Raw genomic sequence first — 18,399 nt, 5'->3', positions numbered from 1 at the left:
TTAAGCCTCAGTACTTCCAATCGACATTTGAATAAATTTCAAAGCCTTTAAAACCGTTTATAATACTTTCAAATTGATCTTTATCCACACCCAATAGACATGCATTGCCTTCCATAACTTCTCTTAAAACATGTGGGTATCTAACTAAATATCCAACCATTTCTTGCATATTATATCCCCTCCTTTATTTGATCATAACTGACAACAATTTTTGTATTTTATAATTTTCTAATTCTAAATGCGAAATTTCTTTTTTTATTTTCTGAAGAGATAAATGTTTCATCACGAGCAAATATTGTATTACTCCTGCTTCAGTTAATTTTTGTTTTAAAATTTTAGTATTCATTGAAACAAACACATCTGGATTTTCATATAAACGCAGAAGTTCTACTGATTCTTCATTAAAGCGCTTATTCAAATATAAGTATGCCAATGTATTTTTTTTCTGAACAAAATCGTTATTTAAGTAAAATAAACCTTGGTAATCATTTTCGATTTGTGAAATAATGCCGAGCTCATAAGAATAAGACACAACGGTTGGATGGATTTTTCCAGTCGCAAGCATTACTCCCATAACACACGGCAGTGCTGTTAGCGATCCTGATTTATTTTTAATCATTTCAAGACAATCTTCTTCTGTTTGCGGAGCATTAACGATGTCATCATGCTGGCCTTGAATAGATTTTAATGCAAAATTCAATATCTCTTGTGAAAATTGAGGATCATGACTGGATTGACTCATAATTTGTATACTTAGCGTATAAAGAGCAGTCACTGAATTTAAAGAAATAGGCAAGTCTATCTTCATCCATTCAGCATTTAAGTTATCTCTATCCTCTAAGTCATCATAAATATCAAATGACAATATTAACAATTCAATTCCGGCAGCTAACAGTTCAATTGCCTTTTCGTCCTGTCCATTAAAAGCTTGATAATGATGAAAAGCCAATTCAGCAAACTCAAACGTACCTTTGGATTCAATAAAAGTTTGAAGATATCGATTCAAATCCTCATTAAATATCTTTTGGCTTACAATCTCCTTCATTTTCATCTTGATCAGAGTAGTATCTAAACACATTTGCTCAATAACGACTTCCCCCTCCCATTCCATTTTACTAAATGGCGCCCAGGTTGGACAGCGGGTTTTTCGTTTTTTAACAATCATATAATACTTTATCCTTTTATTGTATGGGAAAGCACAAAAAAAAGACTTGTTTCCAAGTCTTTTTCACGAAATTTTCATTGCATATGTGAATTTATCGAGCTGATCAATGCTTTTGTTAATGTTTCGTAATGAATCTGTCGTTTCTTTGATATCAAGTTCGAGTCGGAATAATAATTGTTTCACTTCTTCAAGTTTTTTCTTTTCCACCGTTTCCACACTCCTTTTTTTGAAAGATCAATGAATTGTGTATGGTGAACGAGTCCTAGGTATTTGATCTGTTATTAATAGTGCAAACGGTTTTGCGTTATTTTTCACCGAAAAGTATGCAAAAAGTCTATGCGTGACACCGCAAATATCAATAGGTCAATATTCACTAATTGCTCATAAAGAGAACGGGACTATTGCTCTAAGTTTGTGGGCAAATATTTTGAATGGATATTGCAGAAAATCTTGCCCCCATTGGTTTTTCAGTGTTTTCTCAATTTTTCCACCAAGACTATAGTCCTTTGCGTTTCTTTTTCAAAAATCGATACGCCGACATGCATGATTGCTGACCGACAAACACCGAAAAGACCGCAACTCAGGTTAGGGCCTTTTTGCATTGTCATATCTTTTATGGCAGGGTCTATACTAATATAGACGATACCCTTCGAGAAGAGGTGCCGAATGAGATACCCCATTCCCTGTTATCATGTGAATCCATCAGCTGTCCGCCTATATAGAGACGCTTCTTGGCGCCCGCCCGCTTATCCGTCAGTGAATACAGCATCCTTTATTCGTTCCGCAAAAGACGCTGCGGGGCTGCTTGCGGATGCCCAGCTTGCGATTTATGGCATTGCGGCCTCACCCGAACTGTCACGCCGCATTATCGCCGCTGCGCAGGAGTCTAAACCAGAAACTGTGAAGCGGCTGATTCGGCAAACAGGCGTGAAAAGCAATCTTGATGTCTCCTTTAACCCGGATGGCATTCATATCAGCCTGCTTCATTCGCGCAGCCGTTTTGTCGTTGCACTGCAGTGGTCGTAAGCAGAACGCAATACAATTTTAACCCTTTTCGCCCATAAGCTTATCGCACCACTCTATGGCTTCCAGATAACATTTATACGCTTCTTCTCTGTTTAGTTCACGGTATATTTCTTCGCAGCTGTCCCATTTGTTGCACTCTATCAGCTTCGCAAGCTTAAGAATGTTATAATAGTCATTTTCGTGCCCCAGCAAAGCTTGTCCGACCTCGTCCATTAACGGCAGTTCTTGCACGATATCTTCTATTTCTCTATGCAGCAGTGTGTCTATTAAGGAAAACATTCCGATCAGCATATAAGAGGATGGATGCGGGCGGGCTGTTTTTTTTGCGAGCAGTTCGCAGAGCTTTGCTCTCATTAAAGAGATTTTAATAACCTCATGTTTGCTTGAATTTCCTTTTTTCTTTAAATCTTTAAAAGAAAGAATATACACCCATCTTTTTATTTCATTAAAGCCAAGCAGCATAATGGCCTGCTTGATGCTTTCGATTTTTTGGGTCAGGCGGGTGTGCGATGAATTTAAGAACTTTAATATTTGATAGGATAATGATAAATCCCGTTCTATGTATTCTGTGACACGCTGTATATTGGGCTGTTCCTTGCTCAATTCATTCAGCAGCTCGTAATATGAGTGAAAATGGAACGACAGATCATGTCCGCAGATCACGCGCGGTTCACTGAAAAAGTACCCTTGAAACAAATGAAAGCCGTCCGCCGCAGCCTGCTCATACTCTTTGCGGGTCTCCACTTTTTCCGCTAAAAAGCTCAGCCCTTTGGATCTATAGGTCTGCATAATTTTTTTTCGTTCCACTCGTGATGTCTTTAAAAAGTCTATTTTTAAGATATCAATATATTGCATCATCTTGTGCAGCAGTTGTTCATCCGTTGGGTTTATGGTATAAAAATCATCCAGCGCTAAGGTATACCCCATTTTTTTCAGTTGTCTGCATCTTGAGATCAAATCCGGGGTGATCGGAATATCTTCAAGAATTTCAACGACGAGCTGATTCGGATTGAAGGAGGTGGGGAGATCTGAAAACATCAGGCTTTCGGTAAAGTTTACAAAGCTGCGTTTTCCTTCTGTCAGCTTCTCAATCCCGATGTTTAAAAAACTGTTAATGATTAAATCGGTTGTTGCTTGATCGCCGTCTGCGGCCGAGTAAACATTCTCTTCACTCTCTCTGTATAGAAGTTCATAAGCGACAACCTGTTCTTTTATATTAAAAATAGGCTGTCTTGCAACAAACACCCTCATTGATTTATCCTCCTTAGCATAGGCACGTTCCTTCAATCTTAAGTATATCAAATAAATTGGCGAATCTTGTCTAAATATGAAAAATAATATTCAAATCAAAAACAGACCTTTCCGCGTCAGAAAGGTCTGTTTCATACTTATTCAAGCTCTTCATCAAGTTTGCTTTTCACTTCATGAATGCGCTGCATTTTATTGCTCCAGCACTCTTCGCTCAAGTCGACCGGATATTCTTCCGGCTTGCTGATTCTCTTATATTCTTCCCACAAAAGCTTAAGATTGTCTTGTGCATATTGCTGGATGTCCGTAATTTCGGGGTTTTCATAGCAAAGGACGCCCTTGTCAAAAATTTGTTCATGAAGGTCTTTCGCGTAAAAGTTCGTAACGAATTTGCTGATGAACGTGTGAACCGGATGAAACATCTTCAGCCGCTTCTGATCATTCACCTGCTCGTCGTAAAGCGCCAGATAATCTCCTTCAGAATGGTGATTCAATTTATTGATGATGCGGTATACTTTCTTTCTTCCCGGTGTGGTCACTTTTTCCGGATTTGAAGAGATTTTGATCGTATCGACCATTTTACCGTCTTCTTCAATCGAAACAAGCTTATACACTGCGCCAAGAGCCGGCTGATCATAGGCTGTAATGAGCTTCGTGCCGATTCCCCAGATATCAATCCGTGCTCCTTGTGATTTAAGGTTCAAAATGGTATGTTCATCCAGATCACTTGAAGCTACGACTTTAGCTTCCGGAAATCCCGCTTCATCAAGCATCGCCCGCGCTTTTTTCGAAAGGTAGGCCAAATCGCCGCTGTCGAGACGGATGCCGATAAAGTTAATGCGGTCTCCGAATTCCTTTGCCACCTTGATCGCGTTCGGCATTCCTGAACGGATCGTATCATAGGTATCCACTAAAAATACGCAGTCTTTATGGGTCTCCGCATATTTTTTAAAAGCGGTGTACTCATCACGGTAGGCCTGGACAAGTGCGTGTGCGTGTGTGCCCGACACCGGGATATTAAAGCGCTTACCGGCTCTGACATTGCTTGTTGCGCTAAATCCGCCGATCAGGGCCGCTCTCGCTCCCCACATGGCCGCATCCATTTCATGCGCCCGTCTCGTGCCGAATTCGAGGGCCTCTTCATCACCTACGACGCCTTTAATCCGCGCTGCTTTTGTAGCAATTAATGTTTGGTAATTCACAATGTTGAGCAAAGCCGTTTCAATCAGCTGGGCTTCGACAAGAGACGCTTCCACACGCATGATCGGCTCATTGTTAAAAACAAGCTCGCCTTCTTTCATGGAATAAAGCGAACCCGTAAACGTCAAGCCGCGCAAATACTCGATAAAATCTTCTTCGTACCCAAGCTCCAGTCTTAAATAATTGAGGTCACTCTCGGTAAACTTGAAGTTTTCCAGGTATTCAATCGCTTTTTCTAGTCCGGCAAACACCGCATAACCGTTTTCAAACGGAAGCTTTCTGAAAAAAAGCTCAAAAATCGCTTTCTTTTCATGAATGCCGTCTCTCCAATACGTTTCCGCCATATTAATTTGATAAAGATCTGTATGTAATGACAAACTGTCATCTTTAAAACCATGCTCCACCAATTTATTTCCCCTTCCTTACTCTGCCACTTTCGCTCCGATGCTATTTGCAAAATGGGAAAGAGCCCAAGTGTGCCCTTCAGGATTAAAGCTTGCGACAGCATGTTTGTGAACAACAATCCGAAAGCCCTTGTTGTACGCATCGACAGCTGTGTGTAACACACATATATCAGTGCAGACTCCGGCTAAGTGCACCTCTTCAATCTGCCGCTCACGCAGTTTCAGCTCTAAATCGGTACCCGCAAAAGCAGAATATCTCGTTTTTTCCATATAGTATACATTTTTTTCGTTCTCATGTTTCTTATAAACAGGCAATAGCTTTCCGAACAGCTCTTTTCCTTCCGTTCCGTTTACGTTATGCAGAGGAAAAAGCCGGGTTTCCGGATGATATGCATCATCTTCTTCATGTGAATCTACGGCAAAAACGGCGTATTCACCATTTTTTATAAAGGCCTCTGTCAAACTGACGATTTCATCTTCAATCAATCTGCCTGGCTCTCCGCAAGTCAATTTGCCGCCGCTTGCAACAAAGTCATTCGTATAATCAATACAAATAAGTGCTTTTTTCATAGCCGGCCTCCCCGCCATCGGTATGAGAACATTATATCTTATCTACAGTTGTAAGTGAATTGGCATCTGAAAAATCAGTAAAAAGACAAACCGTAAGTTTGCCTCTTTCAGGTTTTCAGAACCGACCGTTTAAAAATATCGTCCTGAACATATATGGCATCTCGATTAATCGCCTGTTGCTCAACAATGACGAGGCCTAAAGGCGTATTGAAATGCAGGTCTGATATGATAGAAAAATGCATGCCATTCTGGCGGGCCATCTTCATATACGGAGAATAAGCCGTATAATTCAGCTCACCATTTATTAATAGAGAAGCTCCTTTATTTTTCTGAATCGCCTGCCTCACTTCTTCGTAGGGTTTGCTTCTCAAAACCTGTCCTTTCGTTAACGCAATAATGACTCTTTCCCGAAGTGACCCTAAAAATAAGTGCCGTTCATCAGGTTTTGTTTCCAAAGGCCCGTACATCCCCTGCTGCAAATAGAGATCGATTGTTTCGTCGCTCAAAAGCCCGTCCTCCTGGTTCAGATAACATGATGTGTGACCGGCATGATGCCGGATTCAATAATTCGAAATCAATATAGCCCACAGACAAGACCGCTTGGCATGTCAGCCCCGCCCTGAGTACTCCCCGATAAAGAGTATTCCCTCGTGCGGCGGAGGCTAAACTGGTCTGCTGAATGCTTGTCCGCATGTGTTACATTTCAGTTACCCAATGAATGATTTTTTTCGTCAATTCTAAAGCCGGCTCTTCTTCTGTCAGACGCCGTAATGACGCTTCCAGCCTTTCAGAAAGAGAGGCTTTCTCTTCTTCGTAGGCGATGATTGTGCTCCATTCCAGATGGGGAACGGCGACAAGCGTATGAAATTCTTTTTTATTTTCATGAAGATAGACGTCGCCGATCATGCCGATTTGTGCAGTGATATTTGCTTTTCTGATTTTCATAAGACTGCTCCTCTAATAAAAGACTATTCATATTATACTATAAAAAAGCAACAGCCTCTTATCAAGGCTGTTACCCGTTAAAAGATATTGTCTCGTCAATCACATCGGCGTCGCTGTAGTACGTTTTGCTGTAACGGTTGTTTACTTTCACAAAATCACCGCTGTGAAACGCACCGGACCCTGCGCCTGTTTGATCAACGCTTTTGGGGGAAATGGCAAAAACATCGCCGAAGCTTGCCGCGGCATCTCCGGTTATTGACATGATATAGATCGGCCCTACAATTGCAGGCATACAAACACCTCCCGCGCTTATTTCAAGCATCATATGCGGATGGGCTGAAAAGGTGCCCGCGTCTTACAGGCGTCAATGATCCGCTTCAAGCTTAGATCGCTGGCGAAGCTTAATAAGCCGGACAATATTCAGGAAAAACGCCTTTAACACAGCGTAAACCGGCACAGCCAAAATCATGCCGAGAATACCGCCAAAGCTTCCGGCCCCGATTAACAAAAGGATAATCGTTAATGGATGGGTATTCAGTCTTTTCCCGATCACAAGCGGTGACAAAAGATTGCCGTCAAGCTGCTGAACGACCACTACAACAATGATCGCAAAAAGCGCTCTAGCCGGTGAATCCATCAGCCCGATGATGACTGCGGGAGCCGCTCCGAGAAATGGCCCGACATACGGAATAATATTAGTGACGGCCATGACGAGTCCGAGAATCAAAGCATACGGCAGACCGATAATGGAATAACCGATAAAGCAAGCGGTTCCGACAAAAAGACAAATCAGCAGCTGTCCTTGGAAATAAGCAGCCAGCGTATCGTATAAGTCTTTAAAAATCTTCATTCCCTCCGTCCGATAGGAGGCGGGCAATATTTTGACAGCCAAGTGCGGAAAACGATGGCCGTCCTTCAGCATATAAAAAAGGATAAACGGAACAGTGATAATGACAAGCGTGATATTCGTCACAACGCCAAAGACCGCTGACAGGCTTGATGTAATATTTTGCGGCAGGCTCTGGAGAAAACTTGTCAGTGACTGTTCGATTTTTGATATCGACACGTAATCTTGATTCATCATCCATGTAAACCACTGGGAATGGGATAAATCATTTGTTAAGCCCTGAATCTGTTTTATGTATTCAGGAAGATTTTCAAATAATCCGGAGATTTGGGATGTAAGAATAGGTCCGACCGTCGCAAATACAAAAACAAGCAACCCGATAAACAGTAAATAAATCAATAAGATTGATAATGTCCTCGGTATTTTTTTCTCAAGCAGACGGACAACCGGATTGAAAATAAAAAATAAGATCCCCGCGATTAAAATCGGGAAAAACAGCGTAGAGATAAAGATGATAAACGGCTGAAAAATAAATGACACTTTCGTTGATACAAGGATAATGAGCAATACAAATAAGATTTGCAATGTCCAAAAGTGAACTTTCGATTTCAACAAGCTTTTTCCTCCTAGTTTTTTCGATCTTGTCTGATGAAAGATCGGACTGGTACTATGATTGTATCAAAAAAGGGAGGCTGTCAGTACTCCATGTTTTAAAGAGTTCTTTAAGAGCATAGCCATCTATGCAGGATGAGATGCAAATCGCGTTTCTTTGCGTTATAGCTTGCAACAGAAAAATAGGACATCCCCGGAAAACCGGATTGTCCCTTCTTCCTCTTTCTATGCCGCTGCCTTACTTTACACTCTTTCGCTGTAATCCGGCATAACGGATACGATTTGCCCGATTCTGACTAAGAAAGCGGAACCGCCGCTGCCTTCAATAATGATATGGTCCGGATTGACTTCTTTCAATTTTCCTCTGACGATGTCTTTTACAGTCTGAACAACGAACCTGGAGCCGATCAGTTTTTGGATGGTTTGATATACGTAAGGATCTACTAAAGACACCAATTGCGGGCTTCCCTGATGAGCCATTTTTTAGTCCCCTTTATTTCTTGGTTTACCTCAGCATATGCCTCGAATAAGGCGTATGACATAGGCAAACCGCCAAGAAATGAAAAGGAAAAGGAAGGGAATTCAACACGGAGACAACTATGGGCGGGATACATGACGGGAAACGGTGTCACCGTAGGGTTATGTAAAAGCGGAAGGCCGAAAAAGGCCTATACTGGCTTTGTTATGGGGGACTGGGCTTGGTCGATTAACTGATCAAGCTTTTGAATTTTTTTGAGCGCGGCCGTATGATCTATTTGACGGTAATGGTGATGCCCGCCAGGTTCTTCATCCAGTTCGTCCGCTTTTTTCACAATTTGCTGCAGCGTGTTTTTATCCAACTCGCCTTCAGGCAAATAAGAATCTGTATGAAGCAAAATGGCCAGCGCCACTTCTTTTGCCGCTTTAGGTTCTTCACCAAGCCGAATCAGCAGCTTATGGGCGCGCTCCGCACCTTTTATGGCGTGAATATCATTTCTTCTGTACTTTTCATAATCCCACTCACCGTCTGTGTACCATTCGTAATGTCCGATATCATGCAGCAGCGCCGCTTTCGCAGCCAAATCAGGACTGACATTCGCTTTTACCGAAAGACGATACGCATGAAAAGCGCAGGCAATCGCATGAGCCACACCGGAACGCTGTAAATATTTTTGTGCAACTGGATGGGTGAAGACATCCATTAATGTAACCTTTCTCATGGAAACCCCTCCTTTATATATTTTTAGAATCCTAACATATCCTGAGAAGAAACTCAATTCTTATGTCACATCATTTTGCCTTTTATCCACGTTTCCTATACGGCAAAAAGTATGTTTCAGTCAGTGTATGCACCCGACTGGCGAATGATTGGATATAAGCCGGCCCCGAGACTGCCCATTTCTCCACATAAAAAAGAGCGGGATGTCTCCCGCTCTACAACAACTCTTTTATACTGTATATACGCCCATTTTCCACTTCATCGCCTAAAAGAGATAGCAAGGTGCCTGCGATAAATTCCGGACTGCGCAGGTTTCCTGTCTCATTCAGCTTTTGAAACCGTTCGATGTCATGAAAATCTTCTTTTGATGATGAGCGGATGACCGCCTGCATGTCGGTGTCCATGACGCCCGGTGAGAATGAAATCATTTTCACTGGAAGACGTTCGTCCTCTTGTTCATATCCAAATGTTCTCGTAAACATATCCAAACCGGCTTTTGAACTGCAATATGCACTCCAGCCTTTGTATGGATTCTTCGCAGCCCCAGATGAGATGTTTACGATCGTTTTCTCACCCTCAAATGTGCTAAAGCGTTTTGTGAACATCTGGCTTAGCAGCACGGGAGCTGTCAGGTTGAGATCATAGTGGCGCTGCAGTTCTTCCAGCGACGCTTCTCCGGCCCTTTTAATCGGCGTGACCATTCCGGCGTTGTTGATCAGTGTGACGGCGGAGAAGTCATCAGGCTGTATGGATTGAAGCAGCGTGTTAAATTGATGCTCCGCTTCCTTGAGATTCGTAAGGTCGATTTGATGCTGTGAGAGCCTCTCATGGCGGATTTCGCTTTCCGATCTGGATAAGGCATGCACCTTATGGCCTTTTTCTAAAGCTTGTTGCGCAATCGCTTCTCCTAAGCCCTTTGAAGCCCCGGTGATGATATAAAGCTGCATGGCAATTCCTCCTTCCTGGTTTATTTTACGTACTGCGGAATGGGAAAACAAGCATCTGAACTTAACGCTTTTTGTTATCTTGCAGCGTTACCCTCGGAATGAGGAAGACAATGCCGGCAATTCCGAGCAAAATTAGAATTGTGTATATCATCGGCAGTAAAAATGATGGTTTAGCCGTTTCATCCGTTTGACTCTGAGCCGACTTTACAGCCGGTTTTTCATCAAACGTAAGTCCCAGCTGTTTCGTTTGGACTTTAATGGTGTTTGAATCCTCAATATCAGATGAGGTGAACAGCTCTTTTTTCAGCTCAACGTCGGGATCTTTTGACGGCAGTTCAAATGTTAAATCTTTTTGCTCCTCAGGCAAAGCCGTTTTTTCTTCATAATAGGATTCTTCATGTAAGTAATCTGTATTGATTTCAACATCTTTCTGTTGATACTCATTCGGTTTTACATCTGTATTCTCTTCAGTTACGGCGGCGGCGGACGGAATGAAAAGGAAAAAGGAGAGCATAAAAAACATGATCCCCATTTCCATACACCACTTATACGTCATGGGTTTCTTCAATCTCCGCCGTTTTATCTGCCATCAGCCGAATAACCAGCGGCAAAGCCACTGTAATCAGCGTAATGATCAGTAAAGCAGTGATTCCCATCGTAAACAAATGGCCCGTTCCGTACTGAATGTCGATATATACTTTTGAAACAGGGTTATCGAAGCTGAAATTCGGCATAACCAAATCAATCAGCGGTGCGACATAGAATAAAATCATAGCTGATGACGCGATCCAGCCTGCTATTGATCCAAACATAAATGCCGCCCGAATAAAGGCCGAACTTGCAACCAGAAGCAAAATTGTAAAGATTGACCACTGAATCGTCTGATCGTCAGGAAGTGAATAGATATTAAGCCCGAACAAGCTGATCATCAGTCCGACCAAAATGTTCAGAATACCAAAGAGCGCACCTTTTACAAGGATCGGGGCATTTTGATAATACGAGCTGAAATATCCGATCAAGAGGCTGCTGATTAAAATAATGACGAGTATTACAACCGGCGGTACAGTCTGCGTCCGTTCTTCTGGAACCTCACCGCTGATTTTGAGCGGATTCGCCAAATAGTCATAGACATACCCGTTATTTTGCCCGTCGACAAGCGTGTTGCCCAAGATTCCGTAGACATCTTTACGCACAAGCTTCGTGGAATCCACGTTTTTGCCCCAGTTGTTATTTAACGTATCTGCTTTCGTCTGTACTTCATTTACACTCTCTTGCATGTTGCTGGTGTAATCAATGATGCCTGACTGGCGGTCAGATAAAGAGCCCATCATGTCTGAAATCTGAAGCACCTCTTGCCCTACCGTATCCTGTACAGTGAGCGCCATCGTACCTGAAAGGCCGCCGTCATTAAATGTGGCTGCTTCTTGAGCGGCGCCACTTGTCAACTGATCAGAAGCATTTGCCGCGCTTTCAGAGATTTTGGAAAGCTCATCTAACACGCCAGACTGCTCGTCTCTGATATAGTTGCTGTAGTTGCTCGCAAATTCAGTCATGCCTTCAATGAAATTGTCGATGTCTTCATCGGTAGCCATCGTATTGTTTTTGAGATTCTCCCAGCTTGCGGTTTCTTCCGGTTTGATGGCTAGGACTGATGTGACGTTTCCCTGCTGGCCCTCAATGGCACTGCTTTTTGCAGCAACATCAATGGTTCCAGATAATACAGAGTCATATACAGATAGATATTTATAGTATTTCATTAAAGCAGAGATGCTTTCTGTATTGATTTCTCCATAGAATTGAAGCTGATCTTTATATTCTAAATCGCGAATTGCACTGTAAATCCTCTCAAACTCCTGCTTTCGTTTCTCTTCGAGTCTTTCGAGTTTATTATCGAGCGTTTTTACTTTGTCTTTCAAATCGTCAATTTCATCATTAAGACCATCCATATGATCTTGCAGTTCTTTGAGTTTCTTTTTCAGCTCTTCATTATGCGTATTTTCTTTTTCTTTAAGCTCTTCTTCAATTTCCTTAATTCGTGCTGATGCTTTGCTGAGCTGTTCTTTTGCTTTGGCGATATCAGAATCGCTTCCTGCCTGATCTTCATCCTCTGGCTGCGTCGTGTCTCCGTCGCCTCCGGTATCACCAGAATCTCCGGTTCCGTCTTCATTTGCCAGCTGGACAAAATTGAGTGCTGAATCAGATGACGCAGTTTGTTTGGCAGATGCATTTGTTTCGGTTTCTTCGCTGTCTGACTTACCGTTAAAGGCATCATCGTTCTGATCTTCGCCGGCAGTCCCCTGCTGCTGGTCCTTATCCTCCTGAGTCCCGCCGTCCGTTTGTCCGTTGTCCCCGGTATCACTGCCCTTATCGCCGTTCCCAGCGTCTCCCTGTTGATCATCAGGATCGGGACCAGGAGTGCTTCCGTCATTAGGTTTTTCTGTCGTTTGATCTTCTTTTTCAGGCTCCTTCAGACTGTCTGAAATGTCTTGAATGTCGGCGGCGATGTATTTCAGTTCATCACGCTGTTTTTCCAGATCAATTTTCAGTTCTTCCGGATCTTCTTTTTTTGGATCTTGATCTTGATCTTCATCGTCAGAACCCTTATCTTCATCCGGAACCGGGTCACCTTTCGCAATCGTGAGCGCTTTACGCGCGTCAACGAGCTGATCATACACTTGGTTTAGCGCAGTCTGTCTTGATGCGGCTTGATATTGGTTGATAAGTTCGCTTTGTATCTTCGCCATTCCAAATTCCTGCTTAGGCACCTGGCCTTCTCTGATTTGCTGGGTAGCTGCCAAAACTGTGCTTGTTTGCCCAAGCTGCGTTTTCACTTGGCTTATGCCTGTAGACAGTCGGCTCATCATCTCGCTGAACTGATTAGCCGCTTGTCGTGCTTTGATCGCGTCAAGCCCGGTTTGGATTTGTTTTTGGTTTGAATCTTGTGCCGCCAGAAGCAGCTTTTTTTGATTTTCTTGATATTGTTTGTATTTCTCTACCGTTTCAACGAAGTCTTTCATCACACTTTTTGCTTCGTCTGCTGTTGTCGCTTTTTCTTTCGTTGTGCCTTGCGCTTCATTCATTGATTTTTTCAGCTCGTCGATCAGGTCCTTTTGGCGTTTGATCTCACCTGCTAAATCATTGGAACTCGGTTTATAGAAATTGTACATGACATTTTGAAATTCTGATTCTTTGTTGACGATGTTGTCAAATTCTTCTCTGACATTGTCAACTTTCTGCGAGACAAAGTTCCAATATAATGTCGACATTTTTTTATTCATGGACTTTTGGGCATCCTCAAGCTCACGCTGCACCTTTTCTTTGTTTACGGCATTCAGATTATCCTGAACACTGAATTCCAGCGTTGCTTTTTGCGGGCGCTCTTGATCATAGCTCAAAATATTTTTCGAAAAATCAGAAGGTATATAGACTACCGCATCATACTTTTTGGATGCCAGTCCGGTTTCAGCGGCGCTTCGGTTGACAACCGTCCACGAGTAATCGGGGCGCTCGCCTAAGACAGCTGCCACCTCTTTACCGAACTGTGCCGATTGCTCATCCTCTTCATCCGCCGACACTTCTTCATTTAATAAGCCGGTATCTTCATTGACCACGGCGATTTGCCGTGTTGCGTTTATTTTTTGCTTTGTCGGGTCGTCTCCGATAAATCGGAAAAACAACACCGGCAAAAGCAAAATGATGATGATGGCAGATATTAATTTGATCACGCTTTTTCGTTGTTCTGTCATCTTGCATTCTCCCTTTCCGCAGAACATAAAGGAATTTGAACTTTTTGCTCCTTCCCGTTTTCAACAATGTAGCCAAAGCCCGGCTGGATGTCTGGCTCTTGTCTCTGGTAAGGGAGAGGAATCACATTTTGTTCAGATTTTTTCATCAGAAGAATCGCATGGCGAATCTGCTTCATTTCTGTCGTCAATGAATCATAGCCTTTTGAGAATTCACTGTGATTTCCGCCCGGGATAAAGCTGAAGCCAAGGTGGGCGTAAGATTTCATAAACAGTGCCAGCTGATCCTGGATTCTCGTGTCGATGGTTTGCTGGAATCTCGTGATGCCGTCTATCATCAGCACAACTTGTGAGAAACGAAGGCTGGCGGCATCACCCTGCCGAACGGCTTCTAAGTACATTGCTTCTCTCGTTTTGAAAACTTCTTCGGCAGCTTCGATCCATTGCATGATATCTTCTTTCGTTTCAAGATAGGACACGTCCGCTTCTTTTGCATACTGCGACATGCCTCTGTCAATTGAATCAAACAGGCCGATCAGTTCAGTCTCATCATCTATCAGGTGTTCAAGCATCACTTTCATGACATTTGTTTTTCCGCGCTGCGTCTGTCCCAAGATGAGGCAGTGCTTATGTTTCGCCAAATCAAAATATACCGGGCTGACTGTTTCTTCATCAAGGCCCATCGGAATGGATAAAGGCGCGCGAGCTTTTTTGAAGCGGACAGAAAATTCTTTTGCTGACAAGGTTTCCGGCAGCATCGGAATCGGCGCCGGAGACTGGTGCGGACTGTAACGCTCCAGAAGGGCTTGAACGTCCGCTTTCAATTCATTAAACATGTCCATATCATTATCTGCTTCCACCGGCAGGAACATCTGCGCGAAATAAAGCTCTTCTTTGTTAATAATGACGCGCCCTGGGATCGGCTCCAGGCTGAATTTCGGACGGCCGTAAATGGAGTAGCCCTCAGACTGATCCATTAAGTAATGAACGACCTTTGTTTTTAAGTTGTTTAATAACGATTGGCGGACAGCGTTTACCCGTGTCGCTGTCAGCATGAAATAAATTCCCAAGCTCTGCCCGTCACGGGTGATTTGGATAAATTCCGATTCAAGCTCATGCATTTCGTCCTTCACGATGTCAAAATTGTCAATCGTGATGAAAATGAACGGGAGCTCTTCTTCGCTGATCGCATTGTACATTTTTATATGGCTGATTTCTTTTTCCCTGAACAACCTTTTTCTGCGGTCGATTTCTTCTTTGATCCGAATCATGAACTTTTCGATTTTACGTGTTTGGTCCATTAAAAAGTAGTCCGCTGTATGCGGCAGCTTCGCTAACGGGAGCAGCGTTCCGTTGCCAAAGTCAAAGATGTACATATGCAGTTCTTCAGGCGTGTACCCTTCCGCGAAATTCATTAGGAACGTGGTCGCCGCGATGGATTTTCCGTAGCCGGACGATCCGAAAATACCGATATTGCCGTCATCCATCATTGTATAGGCAAGCGGCGTTTGGCTTTGTTTATCAGGCTCATCAATATAAGCAAAATGAAATTGCCCTTTTTCTTCGGATTGGAAGAGAGTGCGCGGGATTCGTTCCGCAAGCGGCGGCAGCCATGGACTTGGCAGCTTCTCGATTCCCATCTCTTCTTGGATTCGTTCGATTTCATCAACAACGGCTTCAATTTCAGCCTGTGTTTCTTTTTTCGCAAGCTCGTCCGTATCAACTTCAGAAAGCGGGATAAGCCCAGTGTCCGTCACAATGGCGATTTCGTCCTCAGTGCCGTACACTTCCTCCAAATAAGGCGCTCCGCTCCACGCGGATTGGAACAGCTCGTACACTTCGTTGTTTCCGACCTGCAAATACCCCCGTCCTGTTACAGTAATATTTGCGGCGTCGCTGTTCTTCAGAATTTCTTTACTGTCGCTCGCATCCTGAACTTTGAGCGCCACTTTAAAGCGCGAGTTGCTCCAGATTTGATCGTCAATGATTCCGCCAGGCTTCTGCGTCGCCAAAATCAAATGAACCCCGAGGCTTCGGCCGATACGCGCAGCACTGACAAGCTCCCTGATAAAATCAGGCTCCTCGCTCTTCAGCTCGGCGAATTCATCTGAAATTAAGAACAAATGCGGCATTGCGATATCTGTTTTCCCCTGTTTAAACAGCTTTGTATAATCATTGATGTGATTGACTTGATACTGATCAAACAGGCGCTGCCGTTTTTTCAATTCGCTTTTAATAGAAGCGAGCGCCCGCATGCTGAAGTTTTTGCTTCCTTCGATATTGGTGATCGTACCGAGCAGGTGGGGAATATTGCGAAACGGCTGCGCCATGCCCCCGCCTTTATAGTCAATCAATAAAAAGGCCGCTTCATGCGGATGAAAATGAACCGCAAGCGATAAGATGTAGGTCTGGAGAAATTCACTTTTTCCGGAACCCGTTGTCCCCGCAAGCAATCCGTGTGGCCCGTGGGCTTTTTCATGAAGGTTCAAATAGACAATGTCATCTTTTCCTTTGTAGCCGATCGGAACGGACAGCGACTTCGTTGATTCGCTGGTTTTCCATTTTTGCCGGATTCCGATTTCCTTGACTTCCTTTGCATGAAACAGTTCTAAAAACGATACCGTTTCAGGAATGGAGTTGGTAATGCCGACTTGATGATTCAGTGTTCTGAGCGTTCGTGAAAACCGTTCGTTGTCTTCCCGCTGATGATGGTCAAGCTGAAACGGAATCCGCACCGCTTTTTTCTTTTGGATTAAAATATCCCCTTCCTGCTCATTGATGTAGCGGACAAGGGTATGAATATTTTCCGATAAGCTTTCCTTTGTTTCCGCGGCAACGATCGTAGAGATGCCGAGATGCTCGTGACGCCCTTCTAAATATTCTAAGATGACATGCTCTGAAATGAGCTGCTGGTTCGTAATCACAAATACAAAGTGCGGTTTAAACAGCAGCTTTTCTTTTTCCTCTTCCAAATCGCGCTCTCTCAACACTTCGTAAATGGAAGACAAAAGCTGGTCACGGGTTTGTTCATTGTATATAAAGCCCTTCGCATAAATATGAGGCAATTGGAATTGAGGCAGCCACTTCATCCATTCCCAGTCTTTATATTCATGCTCATGGAAAATGAAGACGAACCGCAAATCATGATAGCTATTAAAGAAAGCCAGCTGTCCGATCAGCTGATGAATTTCGTTTTTCACAATTTGCGATTTTCCCACAAGTCCCATTGGCCCTTCTGCCAAATCAACCGTAACAGGCGCTTGGCGGACCTCCTTATACACCCGCTGCATGTGCTGCGATTGCTCCATTAAATGGTCGATATCTCGGTTAGCCAGGTCTCCGCCGCTCATGGAAATTTCATAGCTGGACGGAACCGTTCCGGTCCCGAGGCGGAGCTGAAGAAAATCAGCGCTTTCCAGTGATTTTTCCCAAATGCGGTCGCTGATTTCTGTGGTGAGATGTTTCATTTTTTCAAAAGAAGGGAAATGGAATTCCAGCACTTGCTTTTGTTTTTCAGCCAATTCCTGAAGCTCTTTCCGTTTGTTATCCAGATAAAGCTTATAGACACGCTCGCGTTTTTCTTCCCGTTTTTTCCGCTGGCTTTTTTCACGGAAATATTGAACCGTCGACGTGATAAGGGTCATCATAAACATTGCCAGAGACACGATGATAAAGATTCCGCGCGGCTGAATGAGGGCAACAATCCCCATCACAATCAGCATGACAATAGGCGGCAGGATAACAAGCCACAGCCCTCTGTTGTTTTGGTCGCTTTCTTGTGAAGGAAAGCTGAATGACACCCGGTCTTCAGGAAGGTCATAGACCATCCGCGGTGTTCTCCGGTATTGCGGATATTTCTTTTTCATTTCCGAGCTTGGCTTTGCCGTTTCCACTAAAGTTGTTTCATATGGTTCATAATGAATAATTTCCAAAAGATCATGTTCCACAATTCTCATTTGAAGAAAATTCCAAAACAGCTCGTCTCCCGCCTGAAGCGGCGTATCCACTTTCACCTTCTCACCGTTCAGGAAAACGTCCTGATCCGCCGGGATGACATTCCAGCACCCCATCGTTTGAAGCAATGAAAAAGCGCCTTTACCAGGAAAAGCGGACTCATTACTCTCTTTATAAATGTCGGCTTTTTGAACATCAGATGAACAAGTGATTTCGTTTTTTTCACCTACATAGAAGAAAGACGCGCCCTGCTGATCGTCTGTCAACAGCAGCCGAACCTCCTGCTGACCGGACTGCAAAGAAAACCATTCTCTTAAGGACAAAACACCGAGTCGGTCATTTCCCAGGAAAACTTCATATTCATCATCCTCACTCCTGTGAAGAGAAACAGATCCGTTTTCAAACGGCATACTGAGGATGGTGACGGAATCCTTCACATCACGTCCGATTGTCACCGGCTGGGATGCCGGGAGATCAGACAATTTTATTTTTTGGAAGTTTTGCTGATAGAAAATCCATAAAAGACTCATATGGCGAACC

General features: G+C 43.5%; 17 protein-coding genes. 1 reads left to right on the top strand and 16 read right to left on the bottom strand.

The features are described from left to right. Nucleotides 1–7: 7 nt before the first annotated feature. The 3 genes from GXP75_RS10125 to degQ form a co-directional block, all read right to left on the bottom strand. A complete protein-coding gene (locus GXP75_RS10125; protein ID WP_010789788.1) occupies nt 8–169 on the bottom strand; it encodes a competence pheromone ComX in 162 nt (53 codons plus the stop codon). 15 nt (nt 170–184) lie between these two features. Continuing rightward, nucleotides 185–1,045: a polyprenyl synthetase family protein gene (locus GXP75_RS10120; RefSeq protein WP_214919220.1), complete on the bottom strand. Its 861-nt coding sequence runs from the start codon at nt 1,043–1,045 to the stop codon at nt 185–187. A 183-nt stretch (nt 1,046–1,228) separates the two neighbouring features. Then, a complete protein-coding gene (degQ, locus tag GXP75_RS10115) occupies nt 1,229–1,372 on the bottom strand; it encodes a degradation enzyme regulation protein DegQ (protein WP_003327149.1) in 144 nt (47 codons plus the stop codon). A 459-nt stretch (nt 1,373–1,831) separates the two neighbouring features. Here degQ and GXP75_RS10110 point away from each other — a divergent pair, with 459 nt between their 5' ends. Further along, entirely contained in the window at nt 1,832–2,191 is a 360-nt protein-coding gene (locus GXP75_RS10110; protein WP_214919115.1) for a YuzC family spore coat inner layer protein, read from the top strand. Nucleotides 2,192–2,209: 18 nt separating this feature from the next. Here GXP75_RS10110 and GXP75_RS10105 read toward each other — a convergent pair whose 3' ends face one another. From GXP75_RS10105 to essC, 13 genes are all read right to left on the bottom strand, one after another. Continuing rightward, nucleotides 2,210–3,442: an EAL and HDOD domain-containing protein gene (locus GXP75_RS10105; protein WP_150225076.1), complete on the bottom strand. Its 1,233-nt coding sequence runs from the start codon at nt 3,440–3,442 to the stop codon at nt 2,210–2,212. Between the two features lie 137 nt (nt 3,443–3,579). After that, a complete protein-coding gene (locus GXP75_RS10100) occupies nt 3,580–5,046 on the bottom strand; it encodes a nicotinate phosphoribosyltransferase (protein WP_088117879.1) in 1,467 nt (488 codons plus the stop codon). A 15-nt stretch (nt 5,047–5,061) separates the two neighbouring features. After that, a complete protein-coding gene (locus tag GXP75_RS10095; protein ID WP_242556715.1) occupies nt 5,062–5,613 on the bottom strand; it encodes a cysteine hydrolase family protein in 552 nt (183 codons plus the stop codon). A 107-nt stretch (nt 5,614–5,720) separates the two neighbouring features. Next, nucleotides 5,721–6,119, bottom strand: coding sequence for a YueI family protein (locus GXP75_RS10090; protein ID WP_003327144.1), 399 nt, complete (start codon nt 6,117–6,119; stop codon nt 5,721–5,723). 190 nt (nt 6,120–6,309) lie between these two features. Beyond that, nucleotides 6,310–6,558, bottom strand: a complete 249-nt coding sequence (locus GXP75_RS10085) for a YueH family protein (protein ID WP_242556714.1) — start codon at nt 6,556–6,558, stop codon at nt 6,310–6,312. A 70-nt stretch (nt 6,559–6,628) separates the two neighbouring features. Further along, complete coding sequence (locus tag GXP75_RS10080; RefSeq protein ID WP_061570559.1) at nt 6,629–6,850, bottom strand: spore germination protein; 222 nt, start codon at nt 6,848–6,850, stop codon at nt 6,629–6,631. A gap of 72 nt (nt 6,851–6,922) precedes the next feature. Then, nucleotides 6,923–8,020 carry an AI-2E family transporter gene (locus GXP75_RS10075; RefSeq protein WP_242556713.1) on the bottom strand — a complete coding sequence of 366 codons (1,098 nt, stop codon included), beginning with the start codon at nt 8,018–8,020 and terminating at the stop codon, nt 6,923–6,925. A 240-nt stretch (nt 8,021–8,260) separates the two neighbouring features. Continuing rightward, the gene (locus GXP75_RS10070; RefSeq protein ID WP_003327140.1) at nt 8,261–8,497 is read right to left on the bottom strand and encodes a YuzF family protein; all 237 of its coding nucleotides are present in this window, start codon (nt 8,495–8,497) and stop codon (nt 8,261–8,263) included. A 188-nt stretch (nt 8,498–8,685) separates the two neighbouring features. Continuing rightward, entirely contained in the window at nt 8,686–9,216 is a 531-nt protein-coding gene (locus GXP75_RS10065; protein WP_003327139.1) for an HD domain-containing protein, read from the bottom strand. Nucleotides 9,217–9,430: 214 nt separating this feature from the next. Continuing rightward, nucleotides 9,431–10,162, bottom strand: coding sequence for a (S)-benzoin forming benzil reductase (locus GXP75_RS10060; RefSeq protein ID WP_242556712.1), 732 nt, complete (start codon nt 10,160–10,162; stop codon nt 9,431–9,433). 61 nt (nt 10,163–10,223) lie between these two features. Then, entirely contained in the window at nt 10,224–10,700 is a 477-nt protein-coding gene (gene essA, locus GXP75_RS10055) for a type VII secretion protein EssA (protein ID WP_242556765.1), read from the bottom strand. Nucleotides 10,701–10,707: 7 nt separating this feature from the next. Next, entirely contained in the window at nt 10,708–13,908 is a 3,201-nt protein-coding gene (esaA, locus tag GXP75_RS10050) for a type VII secretion protein EsaA (protein WP_242556711.1), read from the bottom strand. Beyond that, complete coding sequence (gene essC / locus GXP75_RS10045) at nt 13,905–18,389, bottom strand: type VII secretion protein EssC (RefSeq protein ID WP_242556710.1); 4,485 nt, start codon at nt 18,387–18,389, stop codon at nt 13,905–13,907. Before essC ends, esaA begins: the two co-directional genes overlap by 4 nt. Nucleotides 18,390–18,399 lie beyond the last annotated feature (10 nt).

Origin of the sequence: Bacillus sp. HU-1818 (assembly GCF_022695965.1) — a bacterium.
In the GTDB taxonomy this organism is placed as follows: domain Bacteria; phylum Bacillota; class Bacilli; order Bacillales; family Bacillaceae; genus Bacillus; species Bacillus atrophaeus.
Note: the sequence above shows the minus strand (reverse complement) of the source record. Positions and strands in the feature narration are given on the sequence as shown.